The organism is Salmonella sp. NW177 (genome assembly GCF_051811585.1).
Taxonomy (GTDB): Bacteria; Pseudomonadota; Gammaproteobacteria; order Enterobacterales; family Enterobacteriaceae; genus Salmonella; species Salmonella enterica.
In genome coordinates, this window is the sequence record NZ_JAMMZV010000007.1 from 12,178 (window position 1) to 29,767 (window position 17,590).

18 protein-coding genes are annotated in these 17,590 nt (G+C 52.6%); 14 read left to right on the plus strand and 4 right to left on the minus strand.

Annotated features, from left to right (window positions below):
- The first annotated feature begins 34 nt into the window (after window positions 1–34).
- The 12 genes from purA to NA986_RS18440 all read left to right on the plus strand — a co-directional run bounded on the left by purA (window position 35) and on the right by NA986_RS18440 (window position 12,189).
- Entirely contained in the window at window positions 35–1,333 is a 1,299-nt protein-coding gene (gene purA, locus NA986_RS18385) for an adenylosuccinate synthase (RefSeq protein ID WP_000527976.1), read from the plus strand.
- A 219-nt stretch (window positions 1,334–1,552) separates the two neighbouring features.
- The gene (gene nsrR, locus NA986_RS18390; protein WP_001177632.1) at window positions 1,553–1,978 is read left to right on the plus strand and encodes a nitric oxide-sensing transcriptional repressor NsrR; all 426 of its coding nucleotides are present in this window, start codon (window positions 1,553–1,555) and stop codon (window positions 1,976–1,978) included.
- A gap of 37 nt (window positions 1,979–2,015) precedes the next feature.
- Complete coding sequence (gene rnr / locus NA986_RS18395) at window positions 2,016–4,454, plus strand: ribonuclease R (RefSeq protein WP_000076357.1); 2,439 nt, start codon at window positions 2,016–2,018, stop codon at window positions 4,452–4,454.
- Window positions 4,455–4,544: 90 nt separating this feature from the next.
- The gene (rlmB, locus tag NA986_RS18400) at window positions 4,545–5,276 is read left to right on the plus strand and encodes a 23S rRNA (guanosine(2251)-2'-O)-methyltransferase RlmB (protein ID WP_001293277.1); all 732 of its coding nucleotides are present in this window, start codon (window positions 4,545–4,547) and stop codon (window positions 5,274–5,276) included.
- A gap of 132 nt (window positions 5,277–5,408) precedes the next feature.
- Entirely contained in the window at window positions 5,409–5,813 is a 405-nt protein-coding gene (locus tag NA986_RS18405) for a YjfI family protein (RefSeq protein ID WP_000312605.1), read from the plus strand.
- 14 nt (window positions 5,814–5,827) lie between these two features.
- Entirely contained in the window at window positions 5,828–6,526 is a 699-nt protein-coding gene (locus NA986_RS18410) for a PspA/IM30 family protein (protein WP_000511981.1), read from the plus strand.
- Window positions 6,526–7,596 carry a potassium channel family protein gene (locus NA986_RS18415; protein ID WP_023216458.1) on the plus strand — a complete coding sequence of 357 codons (1,071 nt, stop codon included), beginning with the start codon at window positions 6,526–6,528 and terminating at the stop codon, window positions 7,594–7,596. The genes NA986_RS18410 and NA986_RS18415 overlap by 1 nt, the downstream gene beginning before the upstream one ends.
- On the plus strand, window positions 7,569–8,252 hold the full coding sequence (locus NA986_RS18420; protein WP_000090294.1) for a YjfK family protein: 684 nt from the start codon (window positions 7,569–7,571) through the stop codon (window positions 8,250–8,252). The genes NA986_RS18415 and NA986_RS18420 overlap by 28 nt, the downstream gene beginning before the upstream one ends.
- A 17-nt stretch (window positions 8,253–8,269) precedes the next feature.
- The gene (locus NA986_RS18425) at window positions 8,270–8,668 is read left to right on the plus strand and encodes a DUF350 domain-containing protein (RefSeq protein ID WP_000547738.1); all 399 of its coding nucleotides are present in this window, start codon (window positions 8,270–8,272) and stop codon (window positions 8,666–8,668) included.
- Window positions 8,669–8,677: 9 nt separating this feature from the next.
- Window positions 8,678–9,316: a DUF1190 domain-containing protein gene (locus tag NA986_RS18430; RefSeq protein ID WP_023216459.1), complete on the plus strand. Its 639-nt coding sequence runs from the start codon at window positions 8,678–8,680 to the stop codon at window positions 9,314–9,316.
- Window positions 9,317–9,318: 2 nt separating this feature from the next.
- Complete coding sequence (locus NA986_RS18435) at window positions 9,319–10,482, plus strand: glutathionylspermidine synthase family protein (protein ID WP_000943948.1); 1,164 nt, start codon at window positions 9,319–9,321, stop codon at window positions 10,480–10,482.
- Window positions 10,483–10,566: 84 nt separating this feature from the next.
- Complete coding sequence (locus NA986_RS18440; protein ID WP_023216460.1) at window positions 10,567–12,189, plus strand: isovaleryl-CoA dehydrogenase; 1,623 nt, start codon at window positions 10,567–10,569, stop codon at window positions 12,187–12,189.
- Window positions 12,190–12,233: 44 nt separating this feature from the next.
- On the opposite strand, the gene yjfN is transcribed toward NA986_RS18440, so the two are convergent.
- Together yjfN and bsmA are read right to left on the minus strand one after the other, a co-directional pair.
- Window positions 12,234–12,509: a DUF1471 family protease activator YjfN gene (gene yjfN, locus NA986_RS18445; RefSeq protein WP_001518964.1), complete on the minus strand. Its 276-nt coding sequence runs from the start codon at window positions 12,507–12,509 to the stop codon at window positions 12,234–12,236.
- Window positions 12,510–12,639: 130 nt separating this feature from the next.
- Window positions 12,640–12,969: a biofilm peroxide resistance protein BsmA gene (gene bsmA, locus NA986_RS18450; RefSeq protein WP_000586836.1), complete on the minus strand. Its 330-nt coding sequence runs from the start codon at window positions 12,967–12,969 to the stop codon at window positions 12,640–12,642.
- 183 nt (window positions 12,970–13,152) lie between these two features.
- On the opposite strand from bsmA, the gene yjfP reads away from it, so the two are divergent.
- On the plus strand, window positions 13,153–13,902 hold the full coding sequence (gene yjfP / locus NA986_RS18455; RefSeq protein WP_000560303.1) for an esterase: 750 nt from the start codon (window positions 13,153–13,155) through the stop codon (window positions 13,900–13,902).
- On the opposite strand, the gene ulaR is transcribed toward yjfP, so the two are convergent.
- Complete coding sequence (gene ulaR / locus NA986_RS18460; RefSeq protein ID WP_000133618.1) at window positions 13,899–14,654, minus strand: HTH-type transcriptional regulator UlaR; 756 nt, start codon at window positions 14,652–14,654, stop codon at window positions 13,899–13,901. The two genes, yjfP and ulaR, sit on opposite strands and share 4 nt — an antisense overlap.
- Window positions 14,655–14,758: 104 nt before the next feature.
- Window positions 14,759–15,823 (minus strand): L-ascorbate 6-phosphate lactonase, encoded by a 1,065-nt coding sequence (ulaG, locus tag NA986_RS18465; RefSeq protein ID WP_023216461.1) that lies wholly within the window; start codon window positions 15,821–15,823, stop codon window positions 14,759–14,761.
- Between the two features lie 361 nt (window positions 15,824–16,184).
- Here ulaG and ulaA point away from each other — a divergent pair, with 361 nt between their 5' ends.
- A complete protein-coding gene (gene ulaA, locus NA986_RS18470) occupies window positions 16,185–17,582 on the plus strand; it encodes a PTS ascorbate transporter subunit IIC (protein WP_000404873.1) in 1,398 nt (465 codons plus the stop codon).
- Window positions 17,583–17,590: the final 8 nt, after the last annotated feature.

Below are 17,590 nucleotides of genomic sequence, written 5' to 3' on the forward strand. Positions count from 1 at the left end.
GAATCCATTTTTAAGCAAACGGTGATTTTGAAAAATGGGTAACAACGTCGTCGTACTGGGCACCCAATGGGGTGACGAAGGTAAAGGAAAGATCGTCGATCTTCTGACTGAACGGGCTAAATATGTTGTACGCTACCAGGGCGGTCACAACGCAGGCCATACTCTCGTAATCAACGGTGAAAAAACCGTTCTCCATCTTATTCCATCAGGTATTCTTCGCGAGAATGTAACCAGCATCATCGGTAACGGTGTTGTGCTGTCTCCGAGCGCGCTGATGAAAGAGATGAAAGAACTGGAAGACCGTGGCATCCCCGTTCGTGAGCGTCTGCTGCTGTCTGAAGCCTGTCCGCTGATCCTTGATTATCACGTTGCGCTGGATAACGCGCGTGAGAAAGCGCGTGGCGCGAAAGCGATCGGCACCACCGGGCGTGGAATCGGGCCTGCTTATGAAGATAAAGTGGCACGTCGCGGTCTGCGTGTTGGTGACCTTTTCGACAAAGAAACCTTCGCTGAAAAACTGAAAGAAGTGATGGAATATCACAACTTCCAGTTGGTTAACTACTACAAAGTTGAAGCGGTTGATTACCAGAAAGTTCTGGATGATACGATGGCTGTTGCCGACATCCTGACTTCTATGGTTGTTGACGTTTCGGACCTGCTCGACCAGGCGCGTCAGCGTGGCGATTTCGTCATGTTTGAAGGTGCGCAGGGTACCCTGCTGGATATCGACCACGGTACTTATCCGTACGTAACTTCTTCTAACACCACAGCAGGTGGCGTGGCGACCGGTTCCGGCCTGGGCCCGCGTTATGTTGATTACGTTCTGGGTATCCTCAAAGCTTACTCCACTCGTGTAGGTGCAGGTCCGTTCCCGACCGAACTGTTTGATGAAACCGGCGAGTTCCTCTGCAAGCAGGGTAACGAATACGGCGCCACTACCGGCCGTCGTCGTCGTACCGGCTGGCTGGACACCGTTGCCGTTCGTCGTGCGGTACAGCTGAACTCCCTGTCTGGCTTCTGCCTGACCAAACTGGACGTGCTGGATGGCCTGAAAGAGGTGAAACTCTGCGTGGCTTATCGTATGCCGGATGGCCGCGAAGTGACTACCACTCCGCTGGCAGCTGACGACTGGAAAGGTGTAGAGCCGATTTACGAAACTATGCCGGGCTGGTCTGAATCCACCTTCGGCGTGAAAGATCGTAGCGGTCTGCCGCAGGCGGCGCTGAACTACATCAAGCGTATTGAAGAACTGACCGGCGTGCCGATTGATATTATTTCTACCGGCCCCGATCGTACTGAGACGATGATTCTGCGCGATCCGTTCGACGCGTAATTGATGGATGATGCCCGGTAACGCTACGCTTACCGGGTCTATGATGAGTACGCATTTGTTGGCCGGATAAGATGCTTTGCATCACCCTTCGGCTCAAATGCGTCATTGTTCCCCGCTTTTTTCCTTCCTGAACCGAAATAAATTAGCAGCCTGACAGGTGGCTGGTTTATCATCAATACAGATAAGTTATATCCCGTTTTCCCTTTTCCTGAGGTTGATGTGCAGTTAACGAGTTTCACCGATTACGGCTTACGTGCGCTAATCTATATGGCGTCGTTACCAGATGGACGAATGACCAGCATTTCTGAGGTGACAGAAGTCTACGGCGTGTCCCGTAATCATATGGTCAAAATTATCAATCAGCTTAGCCGGGCGGGCTTTGTCACCGCCGTTCGGGGAAAAAATGGCGGTATCCGCCTGGGTAAACCGGCTAATACTATTTGTATTGGCGATGTGGTGCGTGAGCTGGAACCCTTATCACTGGTCAACTGTAGCAGCGAATTTTGCCACATCACCCCTGCCTGTCGTCTGAAACAGGCGCTTTCTAAGGCCGTGCAGAGTTTTCTCAAGGAGCTGGATAACTACACGCTTGCCGATTTGGTTGAAGAGAATCAACCGCTTTATAAATTATTACTGGTGGAGTGAAGTAAACTTCATTAGAGATGACAATGGAGGAACCTCAATGTCACAAGATCCTTTCCAGGAACGCGAAGCAGAAAAATACGCGAATCCTATCCCGAGCCGGGAATTTATCCTCGAACATTTAACGAAACGTGAAAAACCGGCCAGTCGCGAAGAACTGGCCGTAGAACTGAATATTGAAGGCGAAGAGCAGCTTGAAGCCTTGCGTCGCCGCCTGCGCGCGATGGAGCGCGATGGACAACTGGTCTTTACCCGCCGCCAGTGCTATGCGCTGCCGGAACGCCTCGACCTGCTGAAAGGCACCGTGATCGGTCATCGTGACGGTTACGGTTTCTTACGTGTCGAAGGCCGCAAAGACGATCTGTATCTTTCCAGCGAGCAGATGAAAACCTGTATTCATGGCGATCAGGTGCTGGCGCAGCCGCTGGGCGCCGATCGTAAAGGTCGCCGCGAAGCGCGTATCGTCCGTGTACTGGTACCGAAAACCAGTCAGATAGTCGGGCGTTATTTCACCGATGCGGGCGTCGGCTTTGTGGTGCCGGACGACAGCCGTCTTAGCTTCGACATTCTTATCCCGCCAGAAGACGTCATGGGCGCGCGGATGGGGTTCGTGGTCGTGGTTGAACTGACCCAACGTCCAACCCGCCGTACTAAAGCGGTAGGGAAAATCGTCGAAGTGCTGGGCGACAATATGGGCACCGGTATGGCGGTTGATATGGCGCTGCGTACCCATGAAATACCTTACATCTGGCCGCAGGCGGTAGAGCAGCAGGTCGCCGGGCTGAAAGAAGAGGTGCCGGAAGAGGCGAAAGTCGGTCGTGTCGATCTGCGCGATTTGCCGCTGGTCACGATTGATGGCGAAGATGCCCGTGACTTTGACGACGCGGTTTACTGTGAGAAAAAACGCGGCGGCGGCTGGCGTTTGTGGGTCGCTATTGCTGACGTGAGCTATTATGTACGGCCGCCAACGCCGTTGGATCGCGAGGCGCGCAATCGCGGCACGTCGGTTTACTTCCCGTCACAGGTTGTCCCAATGTTGCCGGAGGTGCTCTCCAACGGCCTGTGTTCGCTAAACCCGCAGGTTGACAGGCTGTGTATGGTCTGTGAAATGACCATCTCGGCGAAAGGTCGGCTGACCGGCTACAAATTCTATGAAGCGGTGATGAGCTCCCATGCGCGTCTGACCTATACCAAAGTCTGGCATATGCTGCAGGGCGATCAGGATCTGCGTGAACAATATGCGCCGCTGGTGAAGCATATTGAAGAGCTGCACAACCTCTACAAAGTGCTGGATAAAGCGCGTGAAGAACGCGGGGGGATCTCGTTTGAGAGCGAAGAGGCGAAGTTTATCTTTAACGCCGAGCGTCGCATTGAGCGTATCGAACAGACCCAGCGTAATGACGCGCATAAGCTTATCGAAGAGTGCATGATCATGGCGAATATCTCGGCGGCGCGCTTTGTCGAAAAAGCTAAAGAGCCGGCGCTATTCCGTATTCATGATAAACCCACCACCGAAGCGATCACCTCATTCCGCTCCGTACTGGCGGAGCTGGGGTTGGAGCTGCCGGGCGGAAACAAACCGGAACCGCGCGATTATGCCGAACTGCTTGAATCGATTGCCGACCGGCCGGACGCCGAAATGCTGCAAACTATGCTGCTGCGTTCAATGAAGCAGGCGATTTACGATCCGGAAAACCGCGGGCACTTTGGCCTGGCGTTGCAGTCTTATGCGCACTTTACCTCGCCGATTCGCCGCTATCCGGATCTTTCTTTGCACCGCGCCATTAAGTACCTGCTGGCGAAAGAGCAAGGGAACAAGGGCAACACCACAGAAACGGGCGGTTATCACTACTCGATGGAAGAGATGTTGCAGCTCGGCCAGCACTGTTCGATGGCGGAACGCCGCGCTGATGAAGCGACGCGTGATGTCTCCGACTGGCTGAAATGTGACTTTATGCTGGATCAGGTAGGCAACGTCTTTAAGGGCGTGATTGCCAGCGTCACCGGTTTCGGCTTCTTTGTCCGTCTTGATGAACTGTTTATCGATGGGCTGGTACACGTTTCCTCACTGGATAACGATTACTATCGCTTCGATCAGGTAGGGCAACGTCTGATTGGCGAGTCCGGTGGGCAGACATATCGCCTGGGCGACCGGGTCGAGGTACGCGTCGAAGCGGTGAATATGGACGAACGGAAAATTGACTTTAGCCTGATCTCCAGCGAGCGCGCACCGCGTAACGTCGGCAAAACGGCGCGTGAAAAAGCGAAAAAAGGTGAAAGTAAAAACGCCGGTAAACGTCGTCAGGTAGGTAAAAAAGTTAACTTCGAGCCTGATAGCGCCTTCCGCGGCGAGAAAAAAGCGAAGCCGAAAGCAGCGAAAAAAGACGCGAGAAAAGCAAAAAAGCCATCGGCTAAAACGCAGAAAATAGCCGCAGCGACCAAAGCGAAGCGTGCGGCGAAGAAAAAAGCGGCAGAGTGAGCAATACCCTCTTCAAACAGAAGAGGGTGAATTATCTGTAGGCCGGGCAAGCGTAGCGCCCCCGGCAAAACGTAAACAACGAGTACATTAATGAGCGAAATGATTTACGGCATCCACGCAGTGCAGGCCCTGCTGGAGCGCGCCCCTGAACGTTTTCAGGAAGTCTTTATTTTAAAAGGCCGTGAAGATAAACGTCTGTTGCCGCTGATTCACGCCCTTGAGTCCCAGGGCGTGGTTATCCAGCTGGCAAACCGCCAATATCTCGACGAGAAAAGCGACGGTGCCGTGCATCAGGGGATTATCGCTCGCGTGAAACCAGGCCGGCAGTATCAGGAAAACGATCTGCCGGATCTGATCGCATTACACGAACGCCCCTTTTTGTTGATCCTCGATGGCGTCACCGATCCGCATAATCTTGGCGCCTGTCTGCGCAGCGCCGATGCCGCTGGCGTACATGCGGTAATCGTGCCGAAAGACCGCTCCGCGCAACTTAACGCGACGGCGAAGAAAGTCGCCTGCGGCGCAGCGGAAAGCGTGCCATTGATCCGCGTCACCAACCTGGCGCGCACGATGCGCATGTTGCAGGAAGAGAATATCTGGATTGTCGGAACGGCGGGCGAGGCTGACCATACGCTGTATCAGAGCAAAATGCCTGGCCGCATGGCGCTGGTCATGGGCGCAGAAGGTGAAGGTATGCGTCGTTTGACCCGTGAGCACTGCGATGAGCTGATCAGCATTCCTATGGCCGGTAGCGTGTCGTCGCTGAATGTCTCTGTTGCGACCGGGATTTGTCTGTTTGAAGCCGTTCGCCAGCGAACCTGACGCTAATAGTATTTTTTAAGAAAAAACCATCCGATTATGGATGGTTTTTTTTTATCTCTGGCTGGTAATATAAAAAGAAAAACCTACCCTGTAATTTCTTTTATTTATAAAAAATAAGATAGAGATAAAAATATGGCATGGACTCCACGGACGCTGGCGGATGCATTAAACAACATCGCCGAATTAGATATTGATATAGAAAATAATGAATCTTCATTAATAATAAAAATGAATGATTATGGCGATTTACCACTGGCGGTTTTATTTACCTCGCAACAAATAGTTATCGAGACTTATATCTGTCCGGTAAATACGATTAGAGATACCGCGGAATTTAATCTTTTCTTACTGAGAAATCAGAAGGTTTTACCGCTGTCTTCGGTCGGTATTACCCAGGTAAAACAGGAGGAATATTATGTCGCTTTTGGCGCGTTGTCGTTAAATTCGTCGCTTGCCGACGTGACGCTGGAAATCACCACGCTTGTAGAAAATGCGTTGGATATCGCTGAAATAACACAAGTCTATTCACAGGAATAATACAGGCGGCTTACATGGGAATTTTAAAAAGTTTGTTCACGTTAGGTAAATCATTCGTTGCTCAGGCAGAAGAGGCCATTGATGAAGCACAGGGTGTACGTATGCTGGAGCAGCATATTCGCGACGCAAAAGCCGAGCTGGATAAAGCGGGTAAATCCAGAGTGGATTTATTGGCGCGGGTGAAGCTAAGCCATGACAAGCTGAATGATTTACGTGAGCGTAAAGCCAGCCTTGAAACGCGGGCGTTGGCGGCAATGAGTAAGAATGTCGACGCCGCTTTACTCAACGAAGTGGCGGAAGAAATAGCCCGTCTGGAAAATGCCATTCTTGCCGAAGAACAGGTGCTGACTAATCTGGAAGCCTCTCGCGATGCGGTGGAGAAGGCCGTAACGGCGACAGGCCAGCGGATTGCGCAGTTTGAGCAGCAACTTGAAGTGGTTAAGGCGACAGAAGCCATGCAGCGCGCGCAGCAGGCGGTGACGACCTCGACCGTCGGAGCCGCGTCGAATGTGTCTACGGCGGCGGAGTCGCTTAAACGTTTACAAACGCGTCAGGCTGAACGCCAGGCCCGGCTGGATGCCGCCGCGCAGCTGGAAAAAGTCGCCGATGGACGCGACCTGGATGAAAAACTGGCGCAGGCCGGCATTGGCGCAACCAATAAAAGCAATGCTCAGGATGTGTTGGCGCGTTTACAGCGTCAACAAGGCGAATAATGCTCTTTACGTGGATGGTCAAAACCTGCCAGCGTCATTTGTCCAGACTGACCTGGCCCGCTTTGCTGGGCCTGTTTATCGGGCAGTATCTGCTTTGTTATCTGGTGCTGCGCCTGTTGCGCGAAAGCGCGTTGGTGAGCCAGTTAAGCGATTTTATCTATTACTGCTCGGTGGTGGGTTCCACATTAGGTTTTGGCGATCTTAGCCCGCAGACGGCGCCAGGACGTCTGTTCACCGCGCTGTGGCAAATTCCGGTTAGCGTCGGGTTGTTCGGCGCGTTAATGGGAAAAGTGATTGCGCAGGTACAGGGAATGTTAGCGAAAGGAATAACGGGCATGGGCGATTATCGCCATTTACACCATCATATGCTGGTGATTGGCTGGCGGGGTCATCAAACCGAAAAGATGATCTCATTGCTGCTATATGACAAGCGGCGTGCCTTTGAACGGGTTCTGCTGTGCGAACTGGAAGATATTCAGCATCCGCTGCCGGGTAATAACTGGGTGGATTTTATCCGCATCAGCAACTTTAACGATCCGCAGGAACACCAGCGCATGGGGCTGGAGCAGTGCCAGAGCGTGATTATTTTCGCTCGTACCGATGAGCAGACCTTCACGGCGGCGCTCTCGCTGGCAGACTATGTACCCGCGCAGTGCCATATTGTGGTTTATCTGGAAGACGAGCGTTATGCCGGATTACTGGAAACCCACTGCCCGCGCATGGAGATAGTCCGTAACCTTTCCGCTGAACAACTTTCCCGTTCCATTCAGGACCCAGGATCATCGCAATCTGTCGCTTCCATTATGAATCCGATGCTGGGCGATACCGGATTCGCGCTGCCTGTCCCGGCTTCTGTCGCGCCTATGCGATACGGCGCGCTAATGCGTTATATGAAGCTTCATCATGACGCGACGGTGCTGGGGATCAGTCACTGCAAGAATGGTCGTGGTATGGAATTGAATCCGGTGATTTCAACTGAAGTCAGAGGCGGTATGTGGCTACATCTGGTCGGTAATAATCGCATTCTGGCTGAAGAGGTCGCATGGCAAGAGATAGAGGTTCCCCTATGATGCAATTTTTTCAGCGTTTGCTCGGTAAAACAAGCGCGCCAGCGCCGATTCGCGGACCATTAGGATTACATCTTAACGCCGGTTTCACGCTGGATACGCTGGCATTCCGGCTACTGGAGTCGTCGTTGCTGGTGGAGCTACCGGGTGAAAAATACACTGTCGCGGCAGCGAGTCGTATAGATTTAGGCGGCGGCAGTCAAATTTTTCGCTACTACACCTCGGGCGATGAGTTCCTACAAATTAACACCACTGGCGGCACGGATGTTGACGACATTGATGACATCAAACTTTTTGTATATGAGGAAAGTTTCGGTATTAACGAGGAACGTCACTGGCGTTCAGCCATTGCGCCAGCGGCAATAGGGCCGATGACGCTCAACTGGCAAGAACGGCGCTGGCAGCGCTTTTTTAACCATGAAGAGCCGGGCAATATTGAACCTGTCTACATGCTGGAAAAGGTTGAAAATCAGCAGGCAGAGAAATGGGACGTTCACAATTTTACGATGGGCTTCCAGCGCCAGGTGACGGACGACGCCTGGGAGTATCTTCTATTGAACGGGGAAGAATCATTTAACGAGCGCGGTGAGCCTGAATGGGTGTTTTCACGCGCCCTCGGCGTGGATATCCCGCTCACTTCACTGACGGTTATTGGTTAAGCACATACAGGGAAATTATGCATATACTGGACGCATTACTGGCTTTCTGCGCCTATTTTTTTATTGGCGCGGCAATGGTCATTGTATTTCTTTTTATTTACTCAAAGATAACGCCGCATAATGAATGGCAGTTGATAAAAAATAACAATACTGCGGCATCGCTGGCCTTTAGCGGTACGTTGCTGGGCTATGTCATCCCCTTATCCAGCGCGGCGATAAACTCGGTCAGTATCCCGGACTATTTTGCCTGGGGCGGCATTGCGCTGGTGATTCAACTGCTGATTTATGGTTGCGTAAGGTTATACATGCCTACGCTGAGCGAAAAAATTATTAATCACAACGTGGCGGCGGGGCTATTTATGGGAACCGCAGCGCTGGCTGGCGGTATTTTTAACGCTGCCTGTATGACATGGTAACGGAAGATCATGGCAAAAAAACGAAAATCCAGAAGCACATCCGGCGTAGGCCATTCGGCAATAAGACGGATAGCCGAACCGGTCAATCCTTTTGAGCGGCAACGAAATCGCTACACGCCAAAATACCTGACGCTGGCGATTATGGGCGGAGCGGCCTTTTTTCTCCTGAAAGGGTACGGTGACGGCAGCAATAGTGACAACGACGGCGATGGGACGTTTTACGCCACGGTGAACGACTGTATTGACGATGGCAATAGCGCCAGCGTTTGCGCTGACGGCTGGAATAATGCGAAAACAGAATTTTACGCTAATGTGCCTAAGCAATTGACGCAGGAGAGCTGTCAGTCGCAGTTTGGCGATTGCTACTTTGATATCACCGAGCGGAGCTGGGTTCCGGTATTAAGCGGCTTTTTACTCAGCCGCGCGATTCGTCAGAACCGTGATGAACAATACATCTATAGCAGCGGCGGTTCATCTTATGTCTCCCGTCCCGTCTGGCGCACCACATCCGGCGATTATGCGTGGCGCAGCGGCACAGGGAAAAGCGATACCGTGACCAGCCCTGGTTATATCACACGGAAAGCGTCCACCGTCTCCCGCGGCGGCTATGGCCGTTCTTCCAGCGCCCGCGGGCACTGGGGAGGCTAACCATGCTACGACATAACGTACCGGTACGCCGGGATCTGGATAAGATCGCCTGCGATCACGGTTTTGACTTTCATGTTATCGATAACGAAATTTACTGGGATGAAAGCCGGGCCTACCGTTTTACATTACGGCAAATTGAAGAACAGATCGAAAAACCGACCGCAGAGCTTCATCAGATGTGTCTGGAGGTTGTCGAGCGGGCCGTCCGGGATGAGCAGATCATGCAGCAGCTGGCGATCCCGCCATTGTACTGGGATGTCATCGCCGAAAGTTGGCGCAGCCGCGATCCTTCGCTTTACGGGCGGATGGATTTCGTCTGGTGCGGCAAAGATCCGGTTAAATTGCTGGAATACAATGCGGATACGCCGACGTCGCTCTATGAGTCCTCCTACTTTCAATGGCTATGGCTGGAGGATGCTCGTCGTAGCGGCGCCATCCCGCGTGATGCCGATCAATACAACGCGATACAGGAGCGGCTGATCGCCCGCTTCAGCGAGCTGTACAGTCGGGAACCGCTCTACTTTTGCTGTTGTGAAGATACCGACGAAGATCGCACGACGGTGCTGTACCTTCAGGATTGCGCGCAGCAGGCGGGCCAGGAAACGCGATTTATCTATATTGAAGAACTGGGACTTGGCGTAGGCGGCGTGCTGACCGATCTGGACGATAACGTGATTCGCCGCGCCTTTAAGCTCTACCCGCTGGAATGGATGATGCGCGATGACAACGGCCCGCTGTTGCGAAAACGTCGTGAGCAATGGATTGAGCCATTGTGGAAAAGTATTCTGAGTAACAAAGGGCTGTTGCCGTTATTGTGGCGCTTTTTCCCTGGCCATCCGAATCTGCTGCCGGCCTGGTTTGAGGGCGAAAAATCGCTCGCAGCGCCAGGTGAAAGCAGCGTGCGGAAGCCGATTTATTCACGTGAAGGCGGCAACGTCACGATTTTCGACGAGCGGCAAAATGTTATCGATCATGCCGACGGCGACTACGCTGACGAGCCGATGATTTACCAGGCGTTTCAGCCTTTGCCGCGCTTTGGCGATAGCTATACGCTGATTGGCAGTTGGATCATTGACGATGAAGCCTCCGGGATGGGGATTCGCGAGGACAATACGCTGATTACCAAAGACACTTCCCGTTTCGTCCCACATTATATTGCCGGTTAATCATACTTTTGTGATCTTGCTCCGGCGTCAATGGCGCAGTCATGACCATACTTGACTTCAGCGCCATTGAAGGAGGGAGACACCATGTCCTGGCAAACACATACCGTTTTTAATCAACCAGCTCCGCTCAATAACAGTAACTTATTCCTGTCTGATGGCGCGCTGTGTGAAGCGGTTTCCCGGGAAGGCGCGGGATGGGATAGCGATCTTCTCGCCAGCATTGGCCAACAACTGGGAACGGCAGAATCACTGGAACTGGGGCGTCTGGCGAATGCGCATCCTCCTGAGTTGCTGCGTTACGATCCCCAGGGACAGCGCCTGGATGACGTTCGCTTTCATCCCGCCTGGCACCTGTTGATGCAGGGGCTTTGCGCTAATCGGGTACATAACCTGGCCTGGGAGGAAGAGGCAAGGGCGGGAAGTTTTGTCGCCCGGGCGGCGCGTTTTGTATTACATGCTCAGGTAGAAGCGGGAACACTCTGTCCTGTCACGATGACCTTTGCCGCGACGCCGTTGCTATTGCAGATGCTTCCCGCCACTTTCCATGACTGGCTGGCGCCGCTGCGCAGCGATCGCTACGATTCGCATTTGCTACCGGGCGGGCAAAAACGGGGCCTGCTCATCGGCATGGGAATGACGGAAAAGCAGGGCGGATCTGACGTACTCAGTAATACGACCCACGCGGAGCGGCTGGCGGATGATTCATATCGGCTGGTGGGACATAAATGGTTTTTCTCTGTGCCGCAAAGTGATGCGCACCTCGTGCTGGCGCAGGCAAAAGGAGGACTATCCTGTTTCTTTGTGCCGCGTTTCCTGCCAGACGGGCAACGGAACTCTGTTCGTCTTGAGCGCCTGAAAGATAAACTCGGTAATCGATCTAATGCCAGCGCCGAAGTCGAGTTTCAGGATGCCGTCGGCTGGCGGCTGGGAGAAGAGGGCGAAGGGATTCGGCATATCTTAAAGATGGGCGGTATGACGCGTCTTGACTGCGCGCTCGGGAGTCATGGCTTAATGCGGCGTGCGTTTTCAGTCGCGATTTACCATGCTCATCAGCGTCAGGCTTTTGGTAAGCCGCTGATCGATCAACCGTTGATGCGACAAACCTTAAGTCGTATGGCGCTATGCCTGGAGGGGCAGACGGCGCTTTTGTTTCGGCTGGCGCGCGCCTGGGAGCAACGTCGCGAGGCGAAAGAGGCATTATGGGCGCGATTATTCACGCCAGCGGCGAAATTCGCCATCTGTAAGCAGGGAATCCCTTTTGTGGCTGAGGCGATGGAGGTTCTCGGCGGGATGGGGTATTGCGAAGAGAGCGAACTCCCGCGCCTGTACCGTGAAATGCCGGTGAACAGTATCTGGGAAGGTTCCGGCAATATCATGTGTCTGGATGTACTGCGGGTGCTGACAAAACAACACGGCGTCTATGACGTATTGAGTGAGGTTTTTACGGAAGTCAAAGGTCAGGATCGCCATTACGACCGCGCGGTACGCCAGCTACAGCAACGTTTACGCAAACCGGACGAAGCAATGGGCAGAGAGATTACGCAGCAGCTTTTCTTGCTGGGGTGCGGAGCGGAAATGCTGCGTCATGCCTCGCCGCCGCTGGCGCAAGCGTGGTGTCAGATGATGCTGGATACACGCGGCGAAATGCCGCTGCCTGCCCAGGTGCAAAATGATTTACTGTTAAGGGCGACCGGGGGACTGCGGTAACGTTTGGCCTGTGGTACATGCCATCCGGCGCGGGCCACGCGGCATCAGGCATAGAGTATCGCCTGTACGCGCCAGTTATCCGACTGTTGTTCTTCATACATTTGAATAATTCTGTACCAGGACGCACCCTGTTCATCGGCTTTCAGGGCGATAATCCGCTCTACATCCTGTGGGTTTCCTGCAACATTACTGACCGAGATCAGGCCGATTTCATTCAGACCCGTTACGCAGTCAGCACTGGCGAATTCGGCAGACTGTGCCGTCGTACTCACCAGTCCGGCAGAAAGCAGCAGTGAGGATAAGGCAAGTTCTTGTTTCATCGTCAGCTCCTTATTACATACCCCGCATTTAACAGGACGCTCCATCACGGTAAACCTGTTTGTTTATTGTGCACAGGTAAACGCATAGGGACGCAAAGCAATGTAAAACTGACTAAAAATCAATCTACTGTTATTGACGATACAAAATGGCTTGTGAATACCACTGGCCGGTTACAACCGTTTCATCAACCATTAAGATAACGTAATAATCGGCTTTCGCAGCGACGGCTTTCGCTCTGATTTCATCTATTGCATCATCCGGGGAGCCCCGAACCAGCGCGCTTACGGTCCCCATCCGCTGTAGTCCTTGCGTTTGATCGCGACGGATTTCCTGCGGGTGATCGGCGACAGGCGGCGCAGGTTGCGGCGTACCCTGCAGCACGCTACACGCGCTTAATAACAGCGCTGCTATCAATGAAGCAAACCGACGCATAACTCTATCTCGTTTCCTGATAATCATAGTGTAATGCCTTATTGATTTCCCTTTAGGGGGAATGTTCCCGAAGTGTTACCTGTCACGCGATTTTCGAATGAAAACGTTGCGAAAGCGTAACCCAGTTCTCAAACATTATGAATTATTGCGCTATCCATAAACTTGCGTTAAGTATTTCTCCGTGGCATACCGGATAAAAAGGAGAGAATAATGATAGCGATTGAAACACGACAATTAGCCGGAGGCGTCGTACTACATGCCTTCCCGGAAGGGAAACGCGCCGTGCCGCTTCCCTGTGTGGTGTTCTATCATGGCTTCACCTCCTCCAGCCTGGTTTATAGTTATTTTGCCGTTGCCCTGGCACAGGCAGGATTCCGGGTAGTCATGCCGGATGCGCCGGAGCATGGCGCTCGCTTCGGCGGCGACTCACAGGGACGAATACACCGATTCTGGCAGATTCTGCACCAAAACATGCAGGAATTTACGACGTTACGTGCGGCGATTCAGGCGGAAAACTGGCTACTTGACGGGCGGTTGGCGGTGGGCGGCGCATCCATGGGCGGTATGACGGCGCTGGGCATTATGACGCGTCACCGAGAGGTAAAATGCGGGGCCAGTTTAATGGGGTCGGGCTATTTTACCGGGCTTGCCCGGACGCTTTTCCCGCCGTTATCCCCGCAGAACCCGGCACAGCAGGCGGAATTCGACAATATCATCGCGCCGCTACGTGAATGGGAAGTCACACACCAGTTAGAGCGACTGGCCGACAGGCCGCTTCTGTTGTGGCATGGTCAGGAGGATGACGTGGTGCCTGCTATCGAAACCTTCCGGCTCCAGCAGGCACTCGCCGCGGCGAAGCTGGATAAGCATGTGACCTGTTTATGGGCCGCAGGCGTGCGGCATCGCATTACGCCAGAAGCGTTGTCGGCGACGGTAGCGTTTTTCCGACAGCATCTTTAAACGCGGAGTATGCTTACACCCTGGGCTTCAAGCTGTTGCAAAACTTGCGGATTGGCATTTTTGCCGGTAATCAGCATAGCGATCTGATCGGCGCGGCTGAACAGCATTCCCGCGCGCTCGCCAATTTTACTGCTATCGACCAGCGCGACCAGTTTCCCGACGACGCTGAGCATTTTTTGTTCCGCCATGGCGGTTAGCATATCGGTCTTGTACAGGCCATCCGCGGTTAAGCCCTTTCCGCTGGTAAACATCCAGTGGCCCGCATAGAGACTGTTTTCACTTCCCTGCGGGCTCAGGGTAATCGACTGGCTTTTATTATACTGACCACCCATGATAATCACGCTGTCATGCTCTTGATCGATCAGATAATTCGCCAGCGGCAGATAGTTGGTAATGATCTGTACCGGCTTCCCGCACATTTCACGCCCCAACAGGAAAGCGGTGGAGCCGCAGTTAATCACTACGCTTTCACCCGGGTTTACCAGCTGCGACGCCGCTTTCGCGATGCGTACTTTTTCATCGTGGTTTTGCGCCTGGTGCAGATTCATCGGCGTCCAGCGGGGCCGCTGTTGGGTAATGGCCTCTGCGCCGTTGCGCACTTTTTTAAGTTTCCCGCTTTCGTCGAGCTTGTTGATGTCGCGGCGCGCTGTCGCCGGGGAGATCCCCAGACGCTCAATCACGTTTTCGACGGTAACAAAGCCCAACTGTGCCAGCATATCCAGCAGTATTTGATGTCTTTGTGCTTCAGTCATGAGCTATTCCGATACAAATTGATTTGAAAAGATGATATTTGAAATAGCCTGGAAATACTAAAGTAAATGGAAAAAATGCCGGGTAATCCCGGCATGATATCGACTCACAGGAAGGATTTGAACGGTAGATCGGGTTCAATGGCAAAGCAATCGTCAAACCCACGCGGATAGTGGTATTCGAAATTGTCTTTATCCAGCGGCCAGGTAAACTTGCCGCCAACCTGCCAGATAAACGGTTTAAAACCATACTTCAGGCGATCTTTCTTCATTTCCCATAGCACGCGGATCTCTTGCGGATCGGCCTGGAAGTTCGACCAGATATCGTGATGGAACGGGATCACCACTTTGGTATTCAGCGATTCCGCCATGCGTAAAATATCCGCGCTGGTCATTTTGTCCGTAATACCGCGTGGGTTTTCACCGTAAGAACCGAGCGCGACATCAATTTGATGTTCGTTGCCGTGTTTCGCGTAGTAGTTGGAATAGTGAGAATCGCCGCTGTGATAGAGATTGCCGCCCGGCGTTTTAAACAGATAGTTAACCGCGCGTACATCCATGCCGTCCGGCAGTACGCCAGCGGCTTTCTGATCGGCGGGCAGGGTGATTAATGCGGTGCGGTCAAAGGCATCAAGCGCATGAATTTCAATATCTTTCACTTTCACGACATCGCCCGGTTTTACCACGATGCAGCGTTCTTTCGGCACGCCCCAGCCAACCCATAAATCCACACAGGTCTGCGGGCCGATAAACGGAACATCATCGGCGCAATTCTGCATTACGGCAGCCGCGACATTGACGTCAATGTGATCGTTATGGTCGTGGGTCGCCAGTACGGCGTCAATCTGACGGATAGCGAAAGGATCGAGAACAAACGGCGTGGTGCGCAGGTTAGGCTGTAATTTTTTGACGCCAGCCATACGCTGCATCTGATGGCCGGTTTTCATCAACGGATTACCGTGGCTCTGTTTACCGGTACCGCACCAGAAATCGACGCATACGTTAGTGCCGCCTTCAGATTTTAGCCAGATACCGGTACAGCCCAGCCACCACATAGCGAACGTACCCGGCGCGACCTGCTCTTGCTCAATCTCTTCGTTCAGCCAGCTTCCCCACTCCGGAAACGTGCTCAGAATCCATGATTCACGCGTGATGCTTTGTACTTTACTCATCGCATTTACCTTCATGTTTGTTCAAAATGGTTCAAAACGTGATTTGTTTTGATTAATCCTGACACTATTTTCTCAAGAAGGCAATGGGCTATTTTTTGACTTTTTGGCAGGAGAGAACGCAGTCAGGAGAAAATTTAATCTTGCCTGGCGTCATGGGGATGTAGCCATCTTTATGATTTTACTTATTTAATGAAAAAATGAGTTACCTATAAGTAAACCATGTATTAAGTGCGCTAATTATTTGCGCGCTACGTCACATTTAATCAAATTCAATCTTGTTGTGATTACTTTTGAAAATTACAGTGAAGGGACATTATCCTGAGCGCCTGTGACTCAGCAACCTCGTCTACCGGAGATCGTTATGGAGATCCTCTACAACATCTTTACCATTTTCTTTAATCAGGTAATGACCAATGCCCCGCTATTACTGGGTATTGTGACCTGCCTGGGCTATATCCTGCTGCGTAAAAGCGTCAGCGTGATCATCAAAGGGACGATCAAAACCATCATTGGCTTCATGCTGCTACAGGCCGGGTCCGGCATTCTGACCAGCACCTTTAAACCGGTGGTGGCGAAAATGTCTGAGGTCTACGGCATCAACGGCGCGATTTCCGATACCTATGCTTCGATGATGGCAACGATCGAACGGATGGGTGATGCGTATAGTTGGGTAGGCTACGCGGTGTTGCTCGCGCTGGCGCTGAATATTTGTTACGTTTTGTTGCGACGCATTACCGGTATTCGCACCATCATGTTGACCGGGCACATCATGTTCCAGCAGGCGGGGCTGATTGCGGTCTCTTTCTATATCTTCGGCTATTCCATGTGGACCACCATTATCTGCACGGCGATACTGGTTTCCCTGTACTGGGGTATTACCTCCAACATGATGTACAAGCCGACTCAGGAAGTGACGGACGGCTGCGGTTTCTCCATCGGTCACCAGCAGCAGTTTGCTTCCTGGATTGCCTATAAAGTCGCGCCGTTCCTGGGCAAAAAAGAGGAAAGCGTTGAAGACCTCAAACTGCCGGGCTGGCTGAACATTTTTCATGACAACATCGTCTCCACGGCGATTGTAATGACCATCTTCTTTGGTGCCATTCTGCTCTCCTTTGGTATCGATACCGTACAGGCGATGGCGGGTAAAACCCACTGGACAATCTATATCCTGCAAACCGGTTTCTCCTTTGCGGTGGCGATCTTCATCATCACCCAGGGCGTGCGTATGTTTGTCGCCGAGCTCTCTGAGGCCTTTAACGGTATCTCCCAGCGTCTGATTCCGGGCGCAGTACTGGCGATTGACTGCGCCGCTATTTATAGCTTCGCGCCGAACGCGGTGGTCTGGGGCTTTATGTGGGGCACCATCGGTCAGCTGATTGCGGTTGGCATCCTGGTTGCCTGCGGCTCCTCGATCCTGATTATTCCTGGCTTTATCCCGATGTTCTTCTCTAACGCCACTATCGGCGTGTTCGCTAACCACTTCGGCGGCTGGCGTGCGGCGCTGAAGATTTGTCTGGTGATGGGGATGATCGAAATCTTTGGTTGCGTCTGGGCGGTGAAACTCACGGGGATGAGCGCCTGGATGGGTATGGCGGACTGGTCGATTCTGGCACCGCCGATGATGCAGGGCTTCTTCTCCCTCGGTATCGCCTTTATGGCTGTCATCATTGTAATTGCACTGGCTTATATGTTCTTCGCTGGCCGCGCACTGCGCGCAGAAGAAGATGCAGAAAAACAACTGGCAGAACAGTCTGCTTAATAAGGAGT